General features: G+C 69.7%; 14 protein-coding genes. 4 read left to right on the top strand and 10 right to left on the bottom strand.

Annotation, left to right across the window (positions count from 1 at the left end):
- Window positions 1–182: 182 nt before the first annotated feature.
- Both ACIP84_RS34920 and ACIP84_RS34915 read left to right on the top strand, forming a co-directional pair.
- Window positions 183–1,040 carry a hypothetical protein gene (locus ACIP84_RS34920; RefSeq protein WP_401803571.1) on the top strand — a complete coding sequence of 286 codons (858 nt, stop codon included), beginning with the start codon at window positions 183–185 and terminating at the stop codon, window positions 1,038–1,040.
- A gap of 28 nt (window positions 1,041–1,068) precedes the next feature.
- The gene (locus ACIP84_RS34915; protein ID WP_401803568.1) at window positions 1,069–1,419 is read left to right on the top strand and encodes a hypothetical protein; all 351 of its coding nucleotides are present in this window, start codon (window positions 1,069–1,071) and stop codon (window positions 1,417–1,419) included.
- A 732-nt stretch (window positions 1,420–2,151) separates the two neighbouring features.
- On the opposite strand, the gene ACIP84_RS34910 is transcribed toward ACIP84_RS34915, so the two are convergent.
- From ACIP84_RS34910 to ACIP84_RS34865, 10 genes are all read right to left on the bottom strand, one after another.
- Window positions 2,152–2,349 carry a hypothetical protein gene (locus ACIP84_RS34910; RefSeq protein ID WP_401803565.1) on the bottom strand — a complete coding sequence of 66 codons (198 nt, stop codon included), beginning with the start codon at window positions 2,347–2,349 and terminating at the stop codon, window positions 2,152–2,154.
- A 58-nt stretch (window positions 2,350–2,407) separates the two neighbouring features.
- The gene (locus ACIP84_RS34905; protein WP_401803563.1) at window positions 2,408–5,977 is read right to left on the bottom strand and encodes a helicase associated domain-containing protein; all 3,570 of its coding nucleotides are present in this window, start codon (window positions 5,975–5,977) and stop codon (window positions 2,408–2,410) included.
- Window positions 5,978–5,992: 15 nt separating this feature from the next.
- Window positions 5,993–7,003: a TniB family NTP-binding protein gene (locus ACIP84_RS34900; RefSeq protein ID WP_401803909.1), complete on the bottom strand. Its 1,011-nt coding sequence runs from the start codon at window positions 7,001–7,003 to the stop codon at window positions 5,993–5,995.
- Window positions 7,004–7,044: 41 nt separating this feature from the next.
- The gene (locus ACIP84_RS34895) at window positions 7,045–9,213 is read right to left on the bottom strand and encodes a transposase (protein WP_401803562.1); all 2,169 of its coding nucleotides are present in this window, start codon (window positions 9,211–9,213) and stop codon (window positions 7,045–7,047) included.
- The gene (locus ACIP84_RS34890) at window positions 9,210–10,193 is read right to left on the bottom strand and encodes a TnsA-like heteromeric transposase endonuclease subunit (protein ID WP_401803561.1); all 984 of its coding nucleotides are present in this window, start codon (window positions 10,191–10,193) and stop codon (window positions 9,210–9,212) included. Before ACIP84_RS34890 ends, ACIP84_RS34895 begins: the two co-directional genes overlap by 4 nt.
- Window positions 10,194–11,806: 1,613 nt before the next feature.
- Window positions 11,807–13,879, bottom strand: coding sequence for a hypothetical protein (locus tag ACIP84_RS34885; protein WP_401803558.1), 2,073 nt, complete (start codon window positions 13,877–13,879; stop codon window positions 11,807–11,809).
- Between the two features lie 31 nt (window positions 13,880–13,910).
- Window positions 13,911–15,887, bottom strand: a complete 1,977-nt coding sequence (locus tag ACIP84_RS34880; RefSeq protein WP_401803557.1) for a hypothetical protein — start codon at window positions 15,885–15,887, stop codon at window positions 13,911–13,913.
- Window positions 15,880–16,587, bottom strand: coding sequence for a hypothetical protein (locus ACIP84_RS34875; protein WP_401803554.1), 708 nt, complete (start codon window positions 16,585–16,587; stop codon window positions 15,880–15,882). The genes ACIP84_RS34880 and ACIP84_RS34875 overlap by 8 nt, the downstream gene beginning before the upstream one ends.
- Window positions 16,588–16,869: 282 nt before the next feature.
- Window positions 16,870–19,584, bottom strand: a complete 2,715-nt coding sequence (locus ACIP84_RS34870; protein ID WP_401803551.1) for a Helicase associated domain protein — start codon at window positions 19,582–19,584, stop codon at window positions 16,870–16,872.
- Window positions 19,533–20,006 (bottom strand): hypothetical protein, encoded by a 474-nt coding sequence (locus ACIP84_RS34865; RefSeq protein ID WP_401803548.1) that lies wholly within the window; start codon window positions 20,004–20,006, stop codon window positions 19,533–19,535. The genes ACIP84_RS34870 and ACIP84_RS34865 overlap by 52 nt, the downstream gene beginning before the upstream one ends.
- A 276-nt stretch (window positions 20,007–20,282) precedes the next feature.
- Between ACIP84_RS34865 and ACIP84_RS34860 the strand changes: the two genes are divergently transcribed.
- Window positions 20,283–20,669: a hypothetical protein gene (locus ACIP84_RS34860; protein ID WP_401803545.1), complete on the top strand. Its 387-nt coding sequence runs from the start codon at window positions 20,283–20,285 to the stop codon at window positions 20,667–20,669.
- 571 nt (window positions 20,670–21,240) lie between these two features.
- On the top strand, window positions 21,241–21,501 hold the full coding sequence (locus ACIP84_RS34855) for a hypothetical protein (RefSeq protein WP_401803543.1): 261 nt from the start codon (window positions 21,241–21,243) through the stop codon (window positions 21,499–21,501).
- The last annotated feature ends 71 nt before the right edge of the window (window positions 21,502–21,572 follow it).

The following is a 21,572-nucleotide window of genomic DNA, read 5'->3' as shown; positions in this document are numbered from 1 at the left end:
CCGACTGAACCGGTGCGCCGGGTGCAGCCGGCTTTGTGCGTCGCTCGTCCGGGCCGGATGCCGCGATACGTTCCCGCCCGCCTGGTCGGCCTTGATGTACTGGGGTGTCGGAGCAGGGCGAAGCAGGGGAGCGGGACGTTGGCCGGGTACAGCACGGGGTGCACCGCTGAACTGGGGTGCGCGTGACGGACTGGGACGACTTTGAGTGGGTGGTGTGGCGCCTTGAGGCCCAGGACCCATCGCAGCTCGCCGGCGAGCATCCGGACCTGGACGGGCGCACCCAGGGGGCGATGACAGAGCTCGCGGCCTCGCTGGGCTGCGTGTACGAACACTGCGTCGACACCGACACCTACCCGGACGGCACGCCGTACTACGCCTGGTGGGTCCGCCTGCCCGCAGCCGAGCATGCCCGACGCGACACGGACGGCCTCCCGCAAGCTCTTGGCCCGCTGCGCCAGTACCTGACCACCCAGCTGCCCGACGGCCTGAAGTGGGAGGTCACGCCGGACCGTGAGTACACGGTCGACCAGGCCGCGAGCACCGCCGTGCGGACGGCCTACGACGATCTGATCGCCCCGTTCGAGCGCGCCCTGATGCCGTTGCGCCGGGACGGTGCCGACGCTCTCGATCCGCGGGCGAAGGTCTGGAAGTGGGAGGAGAACCTCCTGGTCGGCACGTTCGACCTGTGGCTCTGCGAAGACCCGGACCGGCCGCACACCTGGCTCGTCGTCACCGTCGGCCTGTGGACCGAGCCGCAGCTCTTCGACGAAGAGCCCGCCGCCCGCCTGGGCCACTTCGGCTTCACCCCGCACCACCCGCTGCTGTTTCTGCCCCGCCCGCCTGGCCCGGTGACCTTCACCGCCCGCGCCCAGGCCGGCTCGTTTCCCGGCGCAAGCTCCTCCAGGACGAAGGCCGCGAACGCCATCGGGACAGCTCACCAGTGGACCGCAGGCGACCCCGACGTCCTGGCCGAGCGGGTCGCCCGCGACCTCAAGCTGCTGTGGCCGCATCTGCCGCTGGCACCGGTTCTGGAACATTGAGCACCACCCAACGGTGAGGAGCGAGGACATGGCGGCGAAGACGGATCCGGCGAAGCTGGCCCGGCAGGCCCGGGACCTGATCGAGGAGTACAACCGTGTGCTCCTGGACGACGCGCACGCCCTGTCGGCGCCTGCTCTGTCGGAAGCGACCCAGGCGCTGAAGTCACTGGTCGACCGCCTCCCGCAGGCATTCGAGCAGACCGCCGACGTCCTGGAGATGCTGGCGTCTCAGGACCGGATCACGATCGAACAGGGCGACCCGCAGACCGAGGCGGCCACGACCGCCGCGGAGCTCCGGGCCGTCGCGGCCGGCACCGAGAAGCTGGCGAAGAACCTGGCCCACCCCGCCTCGGCCCTCTTCCTCATGGGAGGCCGCTAGCCACGCCCGGCCCACCGCCGCAGACGCCAGGCTGTGAACGGGACGCCCGACCGGCTTCACGGCGGGGTCGGCCCCCCCGGGAGGGGGAGAGAGGGACCGGCGCCGACCGGCAAGGAGCGACGGTCCTGTCCGCCGCCCCACCACCACGGTAAGAACCCCTCCCGCAGGGCGCAGTTCCTGATGGGCAGCCAGGACGACGTCTCCCGCAGAGCACAGTCGTCCGATCTCGGAATCCCCGGGGGAGGTTAGGAGGTCCACGTGCTGCGCGCTAGCCTCCCGGCATGGATCCTCGAGCGCCCTTCCACCCTGGCGATGGCCGTCAGCGGTATGCGGGCCCTGCCGTCGTCGTCATGCCAGACGGTCGCGAAGTCGCGGTCACGGCATCCCTTGTTCTGCGCTACGACCCGCTCCGGAGCGACAACAGGAAGTCCGACCGGGACAGTACCTGGGCCGGAAGCATCACCCTGGCAGATCCAGAAAGCCACGTTGACCTCTTCGACGCGGACCCGGGAGTGCTCCGCCTGCCCGATGGCCGTGAGAGCGAGTTCATGGCGACAAGCGGCGACACTGAAGTCGGCGTTGCAGGACTGGGGCCAGCACCCTTCGCGTCCTAATGAAGCGTCCGCCGGACCGTCTACCGAAGACCGCTGTTGCACCACCGTGGTGCAGCGCCGAGCGCACGAGACCCTGGGCCCTGCGCGGGCCCGAGGTCTCGTGCGGTGGGGGGAGCGTTCAGAAGTCGTCCCCGTAGCCCTCCCGATCGGAGGGCGGCCCGAGCCGCTCGATGAGGTCGCAGGTGCAGTTCCCGCCCTCGTACAGCTCCCCGTCGCACTCCTCGTGATGCTCCCGCACCCGCCGCCTGGTCGGAGCCGCCGCCGGCGCGGGCTGCGGGGCCGGCGACTCCGGGGCAGCTTCGACGGCCGGCACCACGCCCGCCCACTCCATGCCCAGCCCGGCGAGGGCGGCTGTCGCGGCTCGTTCGATCTGATCAGTGTCCGGGGTGTTGAGCTGGTCTGATCAGTTGGCTGGTTGGGCCTAGCGGTGTGCTCTGCGTTGGCGAGGGGCTTGACGTTGCTTGCGGGCTCGGGCTGGGCGGGGTCTGTGAGCTGTGTGTTTCCTGCCTCGGGGTGGCGGTAGGTCCGTTGGTCAGTTCTATTGGTTGGCCGGTCATTTTCGTCGGGCGGCTGTTGTAGCTGATCAAGGGGGTGGATTGGTGGACGCCGAGGGTGGTCAGGAGGTGTTGTTGGTGGGGGTGGAGCTGGTTCCAGGCTTGCTGCTGGGTGCGAATCCATCGGATGGTCTGGTTGGGGAGGAGCACGCCGGCGTTGTGGCGGGTGTGGGCTTGGTGGTAGCTGTAGTTCCAGGAGGCCCGCCAGAGTGGGTTCCACCACGGGTCGAGTGTGGTGAGCTGTCTGTCGTGGGGCCAGGGTTGGCCGGTGCGGCGTAGGTGGGCGACGGCGCGTTTGCGCTGCTCGTACAGCCACCAGCCCAGGGGGAATCCGTTGTGTTCGGTGGTGTAGTGGGCGGTGCCGAGTCCGCCGTGAGTGTGTGCGTAGGAGCGGGCGTAGGGCAGGCCGCCGTCGATGGATGAGGAGACGGTTGTGGGGCGCGACCGGCTGGCGCCGGTTCTGCGGCGCGTGCGTGTTTCCTGCTGGGGGCGGGCGGCGTGTGCGTCCTGGGGTGTTATGCCGAGGCCGGTCAGGAGTTCCTGCTGGCCCGGGTGGAGGTCGTCATAGTTGATGCACTGGGTGAGCAGCCATCTGGTGGAGGCTGGAGGGAGTCCGGGGAAGCCTGCGGCTGCGTTCAGAGCGTGGCCGTGGATCTCGTTTCTGACGGCATGGTAGGTGATTTGCCATGGTAGGCCCCAGGGTGGGTTCCACCATGAGTCAAGGACGTCGAGGGCCTCGGCGCGGTGGTGGGGGAGTCGGCCGTTGGCGGCCCGTTTGCGTTGGTGAGCGAGCCATGTCCCCAGCCGGTAGCCGTGGTGGTTCGCGCTTTTGGGCACGGCGAGGTGTCCGTGTTGGGCAGCGTAGGAGCGGGCGTGGTCCAGGCCGGTGTCGAATGAGGATTGCTGGGTGACGCGACGGGGCCGTGCGGTGGGGGCATTGGTGGCGGTGATGCCGAGTTGCGTGAGCCTGTGTTGCTGCCCCGGGTGGAGGTTCTGGTAGGCGATGCACTGGGTGTAGAGCCACTGCCCAGTCCAGTCGGGGGTGCCGGGGAATCCTTGGTCGGGGAGGAGCCTGAGACCGTCTTCGACGAGTTTGCGGGCGGCGCGGTGGTTGATCTGCCAGTCCCCTTTCCACGGGGGGTTCCACCACGGGTCGACGGCTGCCAGGAGCGAGTCGGCTGGGTAGGGTGTGGCGAACTTGGCGGTGTGAAGGCTGGCCTGGTGCCGCTGGCGGGCCAGCCATTTTCCGACGGGGAAGCCCTCGTGCCGGTCGGAGGGCGATGTGTTGAGGTCGCCGTGCAGTGCCGCGTAGGAGCGGGCGTAGTGGAGACCGGTCTGCAGGGACGGCCTGTGGGTGGCGGGGTTGGGGCGGGCGGTTTGGACAGTCTGCTCAGTCAGTCCGATGGTCGCGAGCTGTCGGCGCTGTTCCACTGCCAAGCCGGAGTAGGACACACATTGGGTGTATAGCCATTGACCGAGCTCGTCGTCGAAGGCAGTGAAGGCGCTTCCGGGGTCGAGGGGGTGGCCGGCGCGGACGAGATCGCGCACCGTGTAGCAGGCTCGCTGCCAGTCGGAGGGCCAGGGCGGTGCCCACCACGGATCCATTGCGTCCAGCTGCTGCGTGAGGGCGGGATCGAGAATGCCGCGTCGGGCGCGTACGCGGTGGTTGGTCAGCCACTGGCCGATGGGGAAGTCGGCGTACGTATCAGTAGCGCTCGCACAAAGGTGCCCGTGCTCCTTCCAGTAGGCGCGCGCGTTGGTCAGGCCCTGGTCTCGGGCCTCGGCGAGGTTGCGACGCCGCGGCAGTGCGTGGCGGGCGGCTTCAGCATTGATGCCGATCTGCGCCAGTAGTCTGCGCTGCTGGGGGTGGAGACTGCTGTAGACCTGGCACTGCCGGTACAGCCAGGTGCCGAGATTCTCGCTGGTGCCCGGGAAGCCCTGCTCGGGTCTGATGTCGGTGCCTGAGTCCAGCAGCCGTCGTGCGCGCAGATAGATGCGCTGCCACAGCGTGCTCCACGCAGGATTCCACCACGGGTCAAGAGCGGCCAGGGCCTGGCTGCGCTCGGGGGAGAGCTGGGGGCCTGCTGCGCGCTGGTTGGACAGCCACAGGCCGAGTTGGAACCCGTCCTTTTCGTACCGGTAAGGAATGCAGAGGTGGCCGTGCTCGGTGGCGTAGGCACGGGCGTGGCGCACGCCGCGCGCGAACCCCTTGGCGGTCTCAGCCACGTCTGGGGCCGGCGCCCCTGCCGACTCCGTTTTTCCGGGCGCTTCGTCTACGGGCCGGGTTTCGGCCAGGAGCCGGGTGATCGGTGCGGGCCGGTGGGGCGGGGAGACGTGCCACATGCTGCGTGTCTTCGGCTTGTGCCCGGCGTGGGTGCGTACGCAGGCGCGTACCCAGGCGTTCAGCGGGCCTGTCGTGAGGGCGCTGAGGCGACCGGCGATCCATGGCCGCTCAAGACGCCGAGCCAGTTCGCCCACGAGGCTGGGGACATCGGCGAGCGCGTGCGGCTGATGCTGCCCCGCGTCATCGAGTAGCCGCTGCTGCAGGCTCGGGTCGGCGAGGGCTGCGGCCAGCGTGACGGCTTCGGGATAGGTCACCGCATCCCGCGCTGCTGCACGCCAAGCGAGGTCGTTGCCGGGTGCCATCAGCCGCAGCCGGTCAGGCCAGAGGATCTCTTCCGGCCAGGGCTCGTCCCACCACGAAGCCATGATTGCCTGCGCCACGGTGAATGCTTCGCCAGCGTGCGCAGAGCGCCGCAGCAGCCGTACATGACGGCGCTGGGCCGCCCCGATCTGCGGCACATACCGCAGGTCCAGCTGCCCGGGGACGGCCGCTGTCCCGTCGACGACGGGTGCTTCTAGCATCCAGCACTGGTGCTTGACGCATACCCGGCCGTGCGGCAGCAGGTAGCGGCGTGCTTCTTCCTGGCCTCGTGTGGCGGTCGCGGTGCAGGCCCGGCATCCGGGGCCGGTCGGCGGGATCGTGGCTGCGGTGCGGACCCAGGCGGCCGGCCCGCTGCCGAGCCTGCTCGAAGGAACGTCCCTGCCCCAGGCCGGCAGGGCACGGTGCAGGTGTTCTTCGGGCATGCGGCAGTAAGCGGCGACCACCGCCCGTGTCTCGGCGTTGAAGACCACTTCGCCGTCGGGCCGCACCGTGAACAGGTTGGGCCGCCGTCCCACGTCCACGAGGGCGCCGATGAGCTCTTTGGCCGTGAGCCTGTACCGGGAGGCGACTCTGCTCATGAACGACAGCGTCGTCTCGCCGTTCAGCGGAGCGACACGCACCGCGCCCGAAGGCGGTCTGTGCAGGGGTAGTTCGTTCTGCTCGCGCTGTGGTGGCTGCGAATGATCCCTGACGGCAGCTTCCATCAAAGGGCTGGTGGTCTTCACCGCTGGTCTGCCTCGTCAGGATCCAGTGCCGTTGTTGCGGGGGCGCGGGAGGCGTTTTCGGGGCGGGCGGGCTTGCTGCTCCGCGCGGATGTCGAGCTGGATGCCGGCCAGGAGCCGTTTGGTGATCTTTTCGCTGCCGTCGAGGAGGGCGGTGAGGGCGGCTTGACGGATGAGGTGGGAGAGGCTGCCCATGACGCCGCCGGTGCGCTGGTGGAGGTAGTCGGCGTGCCGGGCCAGAGTGCCCCCAGTGTGGTGGCGCAGGTGCAGGGCGTTTTCCATGTCGGTGACCAGGTCCAGCCAGGTCGCGCGCTGTTCGGCTGTGCCGCGGGACAGTGCGGTGTTGCGGACCAGGGTGAAGCGGCCTGCCAACTGTGCGCCGCGCGGCCCGTTGAGCAGGGGGGATGCCTCGACATCGACGCCTGCGTAGACGAACGTCGCCGGGATTCTCTCGCCGAGGTGCTTCATCTGGTCGGAGGTCTCCGCGCCGGCCCGGGTGCGGGTGTCGAGCAGGTGGACGTCGTCGACGAGGACCAGCGTGGTGCCCAGCTGGCACAGCAGGTGGCAGACGGCGTCGGTGATCTGCGCCTGGTTCATCCGGGCCGCGATGGGGATGCCGAGGAACCGGGCGAACTCCGATACCAGCATCTTGGGAGTGGAGGCGGGCGGCACCGCCAGGAACACCACGGGCAGGCGGTCGGTGCGGCCGGGGTGGCGGCGCTGCTCGGCGAGTTCGAAGGTACGGCCCATTTCCAGCAGGGTGGTGGTCTTGCCGGTAGTGGGCGGCCCGGACACGATCAGCCCGCGGCGCGCGGTGCCCTGTTGGCGGCGGTTGAGGAGCATAAGCCGCCGCACCGACAGCGAGATGCGCTCCATCGCCGGGGTGGTCAGGACGACGAACCGGGAGTGGTAGTCCAGGCGTTCCTCAAGCGACCAGTCCTCGTCCCCGGTGGGCGGGGGCTTCAGCGGGGGAGTGCCGACGAACTGCTGCCAGCCCTCCCGCGTGGTCGGCGGCGCATAGGCCGCCATCTGCTGCTCCTCGTCCGGGACGGGACCGGCTTCGGGGACTGCTACCACTGGGTTGCCTCCTGGCGGGCGTCGTAGATCCGCGACGGGCGGGGGACTGCGGCCCGCCCGGATGGCTGTCCGTCCCCGTCGGCGCCGCCGCCGGCATCGTCTGATGTGCCGAGCGGGTCTTCGTCCTCGTCCCAGCCGTCCTCGAACTCTTCGTCGTCGGGCTCATCCAGGCTTGCTGGGGTGAAGGCGCCGACCAGGCCGTAGGAGAGGGTCGGGGCGGTGAGGGGGTCGGGCGGCTCCTGTCGGTTTGGGGCGGGCCCGGCGAGGGACGCTGCGGCGCTGGCGCGTGCCGCGACAGTCCGCTCGCGGCGGGTGCCCTCCCCGTTGCCGGCCCGCCGCAGGAGGCGGTCCAGGGCCTGGGCGAGCTGTTGCTCGTGCTCGTCGCGGTCGCCGCGGCGCTCGACGGTCGCGCGGATGTGCCGCCAGGTGAAGTCGGTGAAGGGCAGGCTTACCCGCTCCTTGTGGATCCAGGGCACCTCCTCCCAGCCGCCGGGCAGCCGCACCCAGATCTGCTGGGGGTCATAAGGGTTGTGGTGCACCTCCCACATACCGTCCGGGGCCGTCGACTGGAACCCGCGGTGCGGGTTGAGGACCTCGTGGTCGTAGGTGCGGTAGTCGAAGCGGATGCCGTAATCGTTGATGCCCAGCCGCTTGACCGGCATGAGCTCGACGTAGTCGTCTTCGCTGAGCAGCACCGGCACATAGCCGGTCACGCCGACCAGCGCGGCCCACATCTCGTTCGGCGACACCGCGAGCTTCGGGGCCAGAGGATGACGCAGGGATGCGTGCCGACGGTGCTGCCAGTCTGCGACCAGCCACTCGTCCAGCAGATCCTGCATCTGCGGCAGCGTCCAGCACGCCTCGTCCTCGACGTGAGAGCCGCGCTGAGTGACGTCGGAGCCGGTGTAACCGGCCATGTACTGGGAGAACCGGTCGCCGATGGTGCGGAACATCCGCTCAACATTTCCCTTGGCCGGGCCGTTGGCCGGAGGCGCCGGCTGCACCGACACCCCCAGGCTGTCGCACGCCGCGACGAACGAGGCGGAGACGAACACCTGGCCCTGGTCGACGACCACCGTCTCCGGCATGATCACCGGACGGGCCGCCGCCCCCTCCAGCCGCGCGTCTAGAGACACCAGCCGTTCGTAGGGGATGACCGACCGCGACGTCGCCAGCGCCTCTTGCCACCCAGGGCGCATCCGCAGGGGCGTCACCATCTGCGCCAGCAGAATCGCCGCGTCCACCGACCCTGTGCCCATCGGCCGCAGAACGGTCGCACAGATACTGCGCGTCGCCACGTCCAGCGCGATCGTCAGCTCGGCCTTACCCACCACCCCGTCGGCCAGGACCACCATCACGTCCAAAGGCGTGCTGTCCAGCATCACCAGCTCACCGGGCCGCAACGCCACCGTCGGGGTGAACGGCGGAGCCGGCCGTGAGGAATGACGGCGCCGCTGTGCCGCCGTCCCCAGCAGTCCCTGGCGGTCGGCGAGGGCGTGCACCAGCCGGTTGAACGTCGAGGCTGGCGGTACCTTCACCACCCCCACGCCGTGGGTGTCTTCCAGGATCCAGCCGACGGTGCGCCGCAGCCGGCTCAGCGTCCCGGTCGACCGTTTCCGCTGCGCCTGCAGTGCTTGCTCGATCGCGGCGACCACCCGCTCGTCGGCGCGTCCCACCGGTGAGCGGCGGCGGGCGGCCCGGCCGTCCACCAGCCCCCACAGGCCGTGCTCCCGGTAGCGAGCCCGCATCCGCCGCACCGTTACCGCACTGGCCGTCTGCCCGGCCGCCGTCAGCTCGGCGGCCTTGGCCTCCTCCCGCTCCGCCATGGTGCGCCGGGCCGGATCGTACTCGGCCCGCGGCACCTGGTCCTGTCCCGGAACGGGGTACCCGGTCTCCACCTCGCGCACGTGCCGCTCCCAGGCGTACGCCTGCTCGCGCACGTGCTCCGGCAGTTCCTCCAGGAGCCCGAACGGCGGCACGCTGCGCCGCGGGGCGCCCACCACTTCGAAGTCGGGGTCGGCGAAGAGGTAGTTCACCAGGACCGTGGCGACGGAGTTGTCCGCGTCGATCAGCTTTACGGACAGGCCTTCCAGCATGACGACCGTCCAGGTCCGCTTCGCGAAGCGCACCTGAGCTCCCGGCTTCAGTACCGTGCCGCTCATCCCTGCCCCCGCCCTCGGGCAACCGCCGTCACGGTCACCCGCTCGTGCAGGGGCACGCCGAGTGGAGCCGACAAGTCACCGTGCCACAATGCGTGGAAGACCACCGGGAAGACCTGGATCGGGTCGCCGAGTTCATGCACCCCCTCGATCAGGGGCCGCGGCCGCCGGAATGCCTCGGCCGCGCGCCTGGCCAGTTTTCCGCCCTTATAGCGGGGGTGCCGGTACCCGGCCAGCCAGCGCAGGTTGGCCGCCAGAACCGGATCCGGGGGCCGCAGAACCCGGTACTGCCACCCCACCGCCGCGGTGGCAGCCTCCATCACCGCCGCCCGACAGGCCAGGCGCGGAGAGATGTCGCCGTGCCCTGCGCAGTCCGCAAGCAGACCCCTGCCGTCCGCGAGCCGGGCCATCAGATGCGGTGCATGCCGCACCCAGCCCCCGCCACGCTCAGACCAGGCGAGTTCCACCGGGCGGCACGCAATGGCCACGACCGAAGGATCCCAGTCCAGCAGCATCACCTGGGTCCGCATGACCCCGGACGCGTAGTGCACCAGCCGTCCGTTGGTCGCCGACCACCACCACCCCGGCGCCATCCGCTTGCCGTGGCGCACCGGGAACCTCCGCACCGGGACGCACTCCTCCAAGCAGACACCAGGCGCGGCCTCCAGCCACAACGTCCGCTGCTCGGTTCCTGCCTGGTCAACGAACCGAGCTTCCAGCCGGTCGCCGATCCCGACCGGTAAATCCGCGGTCGTCTCAGCATCCGGCAGTTCGCCCGGCAGCCCGGCGAAGTCCCCGGATGCGCCAGCCGGCTTTCGGAGCGCCACGAGCGGCGACTGGTCGCATCCTCCGTCTGCCGGACCGGATACCTGAGGACCTGTCTCCACTGCGGCCCGCGCACCACCTTGCGCTCCCGCGCTCTGCCATGGCGATGCGGGCAAGGCAGTGCTGCCGGCGGCCGGCGGGTGATGCTCGTTGATCATGCGCTCCAGTCAAGCGCGCCCACACGCGCGAACCGCCGAAATCAGCCAATCTCCACAGCGCGCAGCGCCTCGCCCCGCCGATGACGTCACCGACCCGGGCGCGCATCCGGCCGCATGATCTTCACCCCGGTTACCCGGGGAAGGGCGCTGTACCGGCGGCACGGCGACGACGCGCCCGAAGAGGTCGCAGTTGCTGAGCCACCATGCTCGGCCTCCCGATCCTCCTGGGCGACGAGGAGTATGAACGCGTGATCCATGCCGCAGCCCGGGCCGTCGCTGTGCCGGCTGCGGCTCCGCCCACGGGGCAGTGAGAGCCCGCTCCGCCAGCCACGCCGGGCCCAGTACGGTCACCGGGCGCGGTAGTACGCAGTGGTCCCGCGCCCGTCCCGGGTCGCGGAACAGCCGACGGGCCGCAAACGTACCGCCACCGGGCCGGGCAGCGCGGTCCTCACCGGCGCGGCGTGCGGCCGCAACTCGTTCAGCCAAGGCGCGCAGTTGAACCCGGGCCGAGGCGGGGCGGTGCTCCGCGCGCAGCCACCACGGATCCAGCCCGTACCCTTTGGAGTGCTGCTGTCCGCGCCGGATGCGGGTGAACGCGCCCATGCAGTCCAGCAGCGGTCCGGCATGCAGTGGGCCTTCCAGCACCAGCCCACGCTCCGCAGCCTGTTCACACTTGGCCAGCCAGGGCCGCTCCAGCCGTACTGCGAGTTTGCGGAAGAAAGCCCCGTCCGGCCGGAAGGGGCGTACCGGTCCGTCGCGCCCGTGATCGTCCCAGATCCGTTCCTGCACCCCGGGGTCGAGTAGCACGGCGGCGAGGGTGGGAACGTCACCGCGTCGCGGGCGACCACTCGCCACCACCAAAACCGCGGTCCCGCGTCACCTCCGGCGTCCGCATGCAGCCGGGCCGGCCAGATCCGCTCCCGCTCCCACCCCAGGGCCTGCTCCCACCACGCACACACCACCGCGTGGGCGAGAGCGAACACCCGCCCCGGATCGGCGCCGGCCGCGGCCGCGGTCCGGGCGACCTTCGGCCAGCCCCGCTGCGCCGCGGCAACCTCCGGGCTTGCCCGCAGGTCGAGGTTGCGGTGCCGGTGCCCGTCCCCGCAGGTGAGCATCCACCGCCGGTGGCGGGTGCAGACCCGCTGCCACGGTGCCACGTACCTCACCACCACCGTGTCCTCTCTGGTGCGGGCGGCTGTGCACAGTCGGCACCCGTACGCCACCGGCCCGTACTCCCCAGCCGACGCGACCCTCCACCGGCCTGCCGCTGTGTCCGGCCCAGCCCTACCGGGGCCACCCGGCGTGCCGGAAAGGGTCGGCTGCGGCCAGTTGTCAAACGCGGGCAGCGCCCGCGCCAGCACTTGCTCGTCGGCCCCGCCCAGTCGGGCTAGCAACTGTCGGCCGGACGGGTTCAGCAGAACCTCGGTGTCCTCGCGCGGACCGGCCTCGTCCCGCGGCCGGAAACCTGACCAGGTCTACCAGGGCAGCAGCGCGCCGGGATCCATGCCGTAGCGCCCAGCAACTCGGGACAGGTACGACCACGTCGTCTCCCCGGCCGTAGGGGCAACTCCCAGCGTGCCCGGAAGCGACACGCGACTCCTTACGGCGTGTTGTTACTTGGAGTAGGCGGAGGGGGTGAGGCGGTTGCCTGTGACGATGCCGGCCAGTACGCGGCGGTCCGTGTGGGCGCCTTGGGGCCGGTGGGTGGTCAGCCAGGTGAGTTCGTCGATCCGGCGGGTCCCTCCGGTGCCGCTCTTCGGTGTGAGGTCGAGGACGAGTAGCTGCCCGAACGGTGCGTTGGTGTTGGTGTATTCGGCTTCCTGCGCGAGGTACTTGGCCTCGATGTGGGCGCGGGTGTTGTCGTCGCTGTCCTGCTTCATCTCGGTGAGGTAGCGCAGTGAGCCGAAGTGGACCAGGACGTCGGCGCGGCCCATTCCCATGTCAGTCGGCTCGACGAAGACGATGTTGTGCAGCGGCCCGGCCTGTAGCCAGCCGTGGAAGTCGCGTTGCAGGTCGGCTTCGGCAGCCTTCCTGTGGCCCTTCGGCGGTTTGCGGCGGTAATCGTACGGCGGATCGTCCTTCTTACCGGCTCCGAAGAGGCTGGTGCGCGTCAGGTCGGAGCGGCTCTTGAGGAACAACAGCGTCTGCTCAACCAAGGCGCTGAAGGTTTGGCGGACATCGCCGGTGAACTCTGCGTGGCCGGAGAGTTCCCTGATGAAGCGGTCCAGAAGCGGCACGATCAGCGGGTCGGAGGCCTTCAGCCGGGCGACATCGCCGTTGTAGGCAAGGCCTTCAACAGCGGCGAGTGCGTCATCGTCGAGGCCATCGGCGATGCTGAGCGCGCGGTGGCTGCCGAGCTTGAGGACCAGGGTGGGGGCGATGCGGTGCAGTCGCTCGGAGGCAGCTGCTCGTCGGGGTTCTTCCTCGTCCTCGCCCGCGGGCTCCCTGGCGGGGTCGGTGGTGGTCTCCCGGGCGTCGATCCGTGCGATGACGACGGCGGCCGTTTCCGCGTCGAACAGCGGTCCGGGGTAGTCCTGCGGGTGTGCTGCGGCGTGCCGGAGGGCGTTGAGGAAGGACTGCTCGCGCAGGAAGCCGTCTTCGATGGCCGGCTCGATCAGGGCGGCCAGCCCGGTGACATCGCCGCTGGTCCCGACCGGGTGAATGGTCCGGGTGGCGCGGTAGGCGGCGAGCACCGCGTCTAGGGCCTGCCACTGGTCCATCCGCACGGGCGCCGTCAGGGTCTGTGCGGCCGACCGGAGTTGGAGAAGGAGTCGCCCCCAGGCGATCTCCGCGGAGCGTCGCGGCTGCAGCCATGCGGGCTGGTGGGTGCCGTGCAGCCATGCGGCTCGGCGTTCCAGGGCCTGTTCGATGCAGTCTGCCGCCTCGGCCACCTGGGGGGTGTTGCCCGCGGTGAATCCCAGCACCGCATCGCACACAGCCACGTACACGGCCGCGTCATCCCGGGCCTCCTCGGCTGCCTGCGCCGCCGAGAAGAAGCGCCTGGCCTCCGTCATCCGGCCGCTGACGTCGACGAGGTCGTGTGAGGACAGCGCGCTCCGCAGCCGGTCGCAACCCAGCTCGAACAGCGCATCGACATCGGCAGCCTCATCGACGGACAGCTGCTCCAACAAGTTACGCACGGTTGCACTGACCGTGGCTTCCTGCTGGGCCCAGCAGTCCAGGGCGACACCCAGGATCCTCGGCAGGCGCTCGGTGAAGTCCTCGGGGCCGTCACCGGGCAGCTCTTCGAGGGCCTCCCACACCCGGTAGGGGCGGACAGCGTTGGCGGCTGCCAGCCGTACGGCGCCTTCCAGGCGGGCTGCGGCCAGCAGCGGCACGCGGGCGATGGCGTCGGCCAGACCGTCCAGCAGCACCGTGTTCAGCGGCCCGGCCAGGGCCGTTGTGGCGGCACTGCTGCCCAGCAGGGTCTCCAGGGCCTCGGTCAGGGCCAGCAGACTGCCCTGGCCAGCGAACCCTGCGGGAAACAGGCCAGCCGCTTGCGCCCACACCGGGTCGGTCTGGTCGAACACGGCGGCGACAGCCTCGGCCAGCAAGGGCGCGCAGGGGCCGGCGGCCACCTCTGTGATCTCGGCGACGACGACGTCCTGCGTCAGGCCGACCGCGTGGAAGGTGACCGGTTGTCCAGAGGCTGCCAGTGCGTCCAGCCGGTCCGCCAGCTGCGTCATGGCCGCCCTCCTGCCGGAAGCTTGCGGTCCTTCACCACAACGGCTTGCCTTCCGGCGCTTCGATGATGTTCTGCTTCGGCAGGACGTCGTGGGCCAGGTCGAAGTCCCTTGTGGTGATCAGGACCTGCAGGTGATTGTGAGCGGCCAGTTCGGACAGCTCACCCAGCAGCCTGCGGATATCGAGGTCCTGGACTTCTTCCGCCTTGGGACTGTCGATGAGCAGCAGGCCCGGGTGGGTGGACACGTTATGGGCGGCGCCCACGCGGAGCAGGGCGATCACGACCGCGATGCGCAAGCGCAGCCGTTCGCCGGGGCTCTGCTCTCCGAAGGGCTTGGGCCGGTCGCCGCCTTTCGTCACGTCCAGGTGGGCGGCGCGGTTGATCTTCACCGACTCCAGGGAGTCGATGCCGAAGCGCCGGCCGAGATCGGCGATCTCCCGGTTGATGTCGGCGAAGAGCGACTCGGCGGCCGTCTGGTGGTCATCCTCCAGGATCTTCGTGCCAGCCTTGAGCACCTTCAGGGCCTCGGCCTCGATCGGGTCGTCCGGCAGGGGCGGAAGCTCGGGGAACACGCTCAGGGCGCCCTCCAGGCGCAGCACGTCTTCCTGGGCCTTGGCCCTGGCCGGTACCTGGACCGCGAACTCCGCACGGCGCAACTGCGCCTGAGCCAGGTCCAGTTCTTCCGTCAGGCGCGCCAGCCCGGCCTCGGCTGCTTCGAGGGCCTTCTTGGCGGTCTTCTCGTCCGCCGTGCTCTCCTCCAGCCGCTGGCGGGCCTCGTCGAGGACCTCCTGAGGAGTGTCGTCGTCACCGTGCACCGGCCGGGCGCACACCGCGCAGGCATGGGAATCGCGCTCCTGCCGGCGTCGGTCCCCCGCGATCGGCTGGTCGCACCGCGGGCAGGCCTTCGGGTCCAGCCCGTGGAAGAGAAGCCGGGCGGTGGCGCTCTCGGTGACGTCATTGACGAGCTTCGCGTCGTGCTGGCGCTGGGCTCGGGCCCGGCGGTGCGCCTGCATCAGTTCCTCCCAGGAGTCCTGGGCGTCTGCGATGCCGCGGGCCAGTTGGACGGCGCGGGCCGCAAGCTCGGTCAGGGTCTCCTGCTCGCCCGGCTCTGCCGATGTCAGCAGGGCGAGCTGCGCCTTCGCCTTCGCCAGATCATCCGTGATCTTTTTCCGTTCGCCGGTGCGCTGGTCCCGGGCGGTCTTGTCGGCGGCGAGCCGGGCCTTGCGCTTGGCGGTCAGTACGTCCGAGGCGGTCTTGACCCGGGTCAGCGCGGCGGCGGCGGGCAGGTCCAAGAACACCTGCAGGAGCCGGCCCGGCAACCCGCCGGTGACCACGTCACCGAGCAGCGCCTTGTCCCGGCCCGCTGGCAGGTAGACCGCCCCGAAGTAGACCGGCCAGCCGTGGGTCTGGGTCCCGGTCTGCTGGAAGCTGTTGACCAGCGGGTGCAGGTCCAGTCGGTCCATCATCAGGGCCTGCACCTGCTCGGAGTAGCTGTCCGACCCCGACGCGCGCAGCACCGGCACAATCTCGCGCGCTCTGTCCGGCGTGCGCACGGATTCCAGCGCCGTGATCTCGGGTCCGGACAGGACGACGGCGGAGGAGATCTCCTCGTCGGCCAGGTCCAAGCGGAAGCCCATCGGATTGCCCGCCACCACGACGTCAAGGTCGAGCTCACGCAGCCAGTGGCGCACCCCGGTCGGCTCCCGCGGGGACCCCCGCAGGCACCACGTCACCAGTTCCAGAACGCTGGTCTTCCCCCGCAGGTTCGACGCCACCAGGCCGGTCAGCCCTTCGGAGAACCGCATCTCGGTGTCGAACGGCCCAGGGTGCACCGTCCCCGTCCGTACCCCGGCGATCCGCAGACGGTGCAGCCGCAGCGTCCGGGACCTGGCAGGAGGACTGACCAGCGGCAGGCCGTACCCCGCGAACACCGACCGAACATTCTCCACCGCTACGCCTGCCTGCGCCGCGATCCGCGACTCCAGCAGGACATAGTCGTCCTCAGCCATCTTCCCCCACCCGAATTCCCTTCGCCCGTGCCTGCCCCTGTAGCTTCCCCAGCCGCACCCGCGCACGGACGGCGACCGAACCGATCCGTTCGCCCCGCACCGCCTCGGCGTATTCCCGCTGCAGGTATTGCCGCTTCTTCAACTCGCTGCCGCCCAGCCCGTCGGCCAGCGCCAGCACCAACCGCGCACGGTCGACGTAGTAGCGGAAGTCCGGCGCCTCCCGGATTACCTCACGGGCCACCACGCGACCCGGTTCCAGGAGGAAGTAGTCGTGCTGGCGGACCCGGTTGACGGTGCCGCGCCGGCGACGGGCCACCAGTCCGGCGCTGCGCAGCACCGCCAGGGCGTCGTCCAAGGGCTCGTAGGCGCCGAAGTGGTGGCGCAGCATCGGGTAGCGCCGTACTTCCGGTTCCTCGGAGTTCAAGATCGAGCCCGCCAGCTTCAGCAGGGGCACCTCGCCGCTCTTCTCGTACTCCGTGAGCAGCTCGTTGGCGAGGTAGTCCGGATTGCGCAGCCAGAAATCCAGCTTCTGCAGCCGAACCTGGGTCCGGACCACGCCCACAGCCTCAGCGAGCCCCGGATCGGCAAGCTCAGGCTCGCTGACGCTCTCGCACGCACCATCGATGAGCAGTAGCAGGCGCACCGCATCCTGCTCCCGGCTGGTGACCGATTCGTCTGCAGTGGGAAGCTCTTGATCCACCGGCTCAGCGTAGCGGCGAGTAATCCTCTTTGGACCCCTCGTGTACCAAACCGGGTGTGCACGCGCAGTCGTTCGCGCGATCACGGCAGCCGGCCCGTTTGTTGTCCTTCGCCCAGCTACCGACATCTAGGCCCGGAATCCGTTACTCCTGCCCAGCCCGGCCTCTACGCTGCCCTGGCCTGAGGGCCCGCCCTGCAGGGCGGGTCCGGTTGGGCCCGCCCCAGCGCTGAGGGAAGAGCGGCAGCAGTACGATGCGCCTGCCGGGCCCAGCGGCTGCCTCCGTCAGGCCCACTGCACGCCGAGCTCCCGCAGCGCGTCCAGTTGCTCCTGGGTGAGTTTGTCCCGCCTCGCGCGGGTGTTCGATACCCACACACCTAGCTTGACGACGACTGGTTCTGTCTCGCCGTCGACCGCGATCTCTTCGCCGTGGCCCCTTGGTACCGAGCGGTCCGCGCCCTCCCGCTCGACCCACTGTGCGAGCGCCGCCAGTCCGCGCTGGAACGCCTGCTGCGCCTTGCCCGAACCCTTTGCCGCCCGCCCGGCCGCCGGGGCAGCAGACGGCGCCTCGAGCGGCTTGATGCCCAGCGTGGACAGCCGCTCCTGCTGCTCGCTCGACAACCGCGTCCAAGAGCCTGGTTTGCGCTGCTGCTGGAGCCATCGTCCGATGTCGTCGCCGTCGAAGGTCACGCCGGGTTGGATGTCGGGCAGGTGGCCGTCGGCGTCGACGAGGTCCGCCAGAACGCGGTGGTGGCGTTGCCAGTCGAGTGGCCAGGGGCAGTTCCAGTCCGGGTCGATCTCCGCCAGCTGCTCCGCGCGCGCTGCGGCCCGCTCTGCATCCTTCCCGAGGCCGTCTTTGCGGCGGAGGTTGGCGAGGAGTTGTCCGACAGCTAGCTGCTCCCCGTCTGCCGTGCCTTCGCCCCAGACGGCGCTCTGTCGGGGTGCGAGGTGTCCGGTGGCTCGCCGGTAGGAGCGGAACGCGGCGAGTTTGGTTTCCCATGCTTCGTCGCCGGGCTCCCAGACCATCCCGGCCTCGTCGAGGAGCTCTTTGCGGTGGGGGTCGAGCTCTCCGGCCCGCAGCGATTTCCGCTGTTGGTGGACCCATCGCCCAAGCGGGAACGCTGTCGTAGTCCCGACCTCGGTCTCGACGTCGTAGGGAACGGCGTGCAGCCCGGTGATCCCGTTCTCGGCCCGCCACCTGACCAGGGCCTGGTAGCCCTCGAGCCAGACGAGGGACTGGGGCCGGATGACACGGCAGCGGGTGAGGGCGGCGATGTCGGCGGCGTCGCGGGGAGAGGCGAAGTTGACCACGATAGAGGTGACCCGGTCGACCTCCTGCTGCGCCTCGCTGGCCTCCTCGGGCACGTCCCCGTTTTGCGGGCCGGCCGCGGGGGCGGGGGAGGGGTGGACGTGGAGGCGCCGGCGTTCGGTGCTGCGGGTGAGGGCGCGGGAGGCGAGCTGGTCGACCATGCGTTCCGAGTGCGAGCGCAGGGCCTGGAGGATGTCGACGAGGGGCTGGTAGCTGGCGGAGGCGACCATGTCCTTGGGGTCTTCCCCGGGCTGGAGGAAGACGGGGATGATGATCCGCGCCGTCTTCACCGTGCCGTCCGGGTTGGGCCGCAGGGCGCGCCCGATGTTCTGGACGATGTCGACCTGGGAGCTGCGGGAGCCGACGATGCACACGGCCTCGACCCCGCGCAGCCCGGTGATGTCGACCCCGACTCCGAGGGCGCGCACGGAGGACAGGAACGCCCGGTGCACCCGCCGGCCCTCGGCGTCGATGCCGTTGGCGAACCGCTGGATCACCGCACGCCGGTGCGCGATGGGATGGTCCCCGCACAGCCAGTCCGCCCAGGCCCGGTCCGGTGGTACGTGGCGGCCGTCCTCGAGCTCGTACAGCTCGGCGTCGATCGATGACGCGGGCAGCTCCTCCGCACCGGCCAGCGCCGCCGCGGAGGCCTCAGCGGTGTACAGCTCGGCGGCGGTCGCCGGCATCTGCCCGGCGAACGCCGCGGCTTCCTCGACCCGCTGGTGGAACACCATGGTGGTGTGCAGATTCCGCTGCGCCGCGTGCTCAAGCAGTGCGGCCTGGAGCATGGCCATGCGCCGGCCGCGCAGCGCGTCCTCGGACAGGCCGAGGATCGGGTCGGGGTCACGGATCTCGAGCACGTCGATCTCGAAACCGGCGAGGATCGAGCGTTCCACCGCCTCCGCCAGACCAAGATCGAAAATCCGGGTGCCGTACGTGGGGGAGTCGTCCTCCATCGACGCGATCACCACCTCCCGCCCGTCCCGACCCCGCTGCGGCCGGGGCGCGGCCAGGATCCGCGGGGTGGCGGTGAGGTAGAGCCGGAAGTCGACAGGGAACCGGCTGTTGTCGTGGATCGCCGCCCACGGCCGCCCCACATCCCCCGCGGTCATGTGCCCCTCGTCCAGAATGGCCAGGTCGAACGACGCCATGCGCTGCCCGTACAACCGCTCCCCGCCCACCAGAGCCGCCTCCAACGGCCCCCGAACAGTCCCACGGCCAGACACACCGGCAGGGTCCTCACGGTCCACGAGAGAGGCGTACGTAGCAAACACGACCACCGGACCGGTTCCAGCCCACAGGGCGAGCTGGATCGGATTGGTCGTGGTGCGCACTCCGAGCTGCTCCAGGACCTCGTCCTTGTCCACCGAGCAGACCGCAACCATCAACGCCCGGTGCCCGACCCGCCGCCAGGACTGGGCACTCTGCACGATCAGATCCAGGGTGGGCACCATGACGAGGATCCGGCCCTCGGGGAAGCACTCCAGGGCACTCGCAGCGGCTGTGATCGTCTTCCCGGACCCTGTCGCGGACACCCCCATGGCCCGCGCCCCTTCCGCAGGCACAAATGATCTTTCAGGAAATCCCACCCATCTACGAAAGGCCGATTTCTGGTCCACTTGGTGTTCCCGGAGCTGAATCACACCGATTTCCTCTTCCTTTTCCCACTCCGCACCAGCAGGCTTCGCCATCGGCCCGTTCTTGCATGCGGCAGGCCCTCTGCGGGGGACTGCAGGGGGTAGCAATCCCTGCCCCCGTGGGCCGGCAGTTCGTCCTCGAAGTCACACGCCGCCACAGCCTTCCACCCCCCACACCACAGCATCTCCAGCACAGCCGTGACCGCGGCCACCACCGCACCGGGCTCCACTCCCGCCGGCGCTTCGCACTCCAGCACGGTCGGCCACTCGAGGAACTCGAAAGGGCGCGCCTTCCTGCCCGTGGAGTAGTCATTGCAGGCGCTGCTCACCCGCAGCGGCCCCATCACCAGGCCGCGGCCCTCCTCACCGGGGCCGAGACGCTGCTTCAGCCAGGAGATGACCGTCGAGCTGTCCGTGGCATCCACGTAGACCGAGCAGTCCTCGTACGAGACTCCTGCGTTGTCCGACACAGCCACCCACCCCTCTCCAGACCGTCCTCAGCACACTGCGGACGGGCCGCCCTACCGCTCAGACCCCGTATCTTCAGCAGCCGCTTCACCAACCGTGCTCCCCAAGCCCTATGACGTCGTGTCCGATCTGCCAGGCGAGATGCTGCGCCCGTTCGTCCTCCCCGGCCCACAGGGCGAGCTGGATCGGGTTCGTGGTGGTGCGACCCCAGCGAGCCCCGGACCGGGTCGTTCTCCAGTGAGCACACCGCGACCATCCGGGCGTGCTGCGATCCGGTAGACGCGGTGCCTGAGCCTTTCGACGGGGTCCTGACCATCGGTCTGCCCGGCGTCGGCACAGTCCTTCTCAAGGCGCTGCAGGCGCTCTTCTTCGTAGCGGACTGCGCGCCGGTCTTCCGAGGGCTCGTACACAGACATCCGCTGCTCAGCTATCACACGAGCGATCCGCCGCCATTGGCTGTGCTGGGAGAAGGCGATCCAAGCCTCGCTCAGGGCGTGTGGTTCATCCGGCCCAGCGCTCGCGAGACTCTCGCGTATCGCAGCGAGACGTACGCGCTCCATGACCTGGTTCAGGTCCGGGCCCGTCGCTTTACCCAGCACATCGAGGCGAGCCGGCTCATAGGGAAGATATGTGTAGACAAGCATCGTAAAGCCTTACTCGCAGCACTCTGAGGGTGTTGCTGAATTTCTCCAAGGTTACATGCTGCATCAGCTCGGAACGCACGCCCCTGAGACACCGACACGAACGAGCGATGGCAGGACCCCGGCATACTGGCCAGTCATGGACAGACGCAGCACACGGCGGTTGACACTGATGGTCGACGGGGAAGCGTTCGAGGTCACCGAGCGACCCGACGAGTTGGGTACATACGACTTCACCTGGCTGTCAGGCCCCAACCCCGGATACGGCTTCACTTCGGCCGTGCAGCCGGCCAGAGCATTGAGCGAGCCGGAACTACAGTCGTCAGCTCGGGACTTCTTGAAGCAGGTGGACCCAACCACCGGACACATCGAATAACCACCCCCGGCACCCACCTCTGCAGCCAACCAGCCAGCCAGGCCCGCGCCAGCAGCCGCATACACCATCAGAAGAGTCCGCCAGGGGCGGGGGGCGCAGCGAAAGCCCCGCCCCCCGCCGCGCCGCCCGTGTGCGCAGCCCCCACGAAGCGGCCCCCCTCCCGTCGTCTAAAGCCGTCTTGACCCGTGCTCGTTTCCGTCTTTCACTCTGGGGCATTCGGCGGTCATGGACACCTCAGCGCACACCGAAGAAGCGATCGAGACTCAGGGCGATGAGCACCATGTCATCCTCAGCGCCGATACCAACGGTGACGGCAAGCCCGACGTATGGATGACCGACACCACAGGTGACGGCACAGCCGACCTGTACCAGTTCGACACCACCGGCGACGGACAGATCGATGTCACCATCGTCGAACGCGCCGAACAGCCCGGCATCGATCGCCTGGTCGTCGAAGGCGATGCTGGCCACCCCCAACAAGCCTGAACCCACCCCCTGCCTCTCACACACCCCCGTGCGCCCCAGGGCACCGAGGGACACGTGAGCAGCGTTCTCCG

It is taken from the genome of Streptomyces sp. NPDC088707, from assembly GCF_044752725.1.
In the GTDB taxonomy this organism is placed as follows: Bacteria; Actinomycetota; Actinomycetes; order Streptomycetales; family Streptomycetaceae; genus Streptomyces.
The sequence above is the reverse complement of the archived record's forward strand: the minus strand, read 5'-3'. Positions and strand labels throughout refer to the sequence as shown.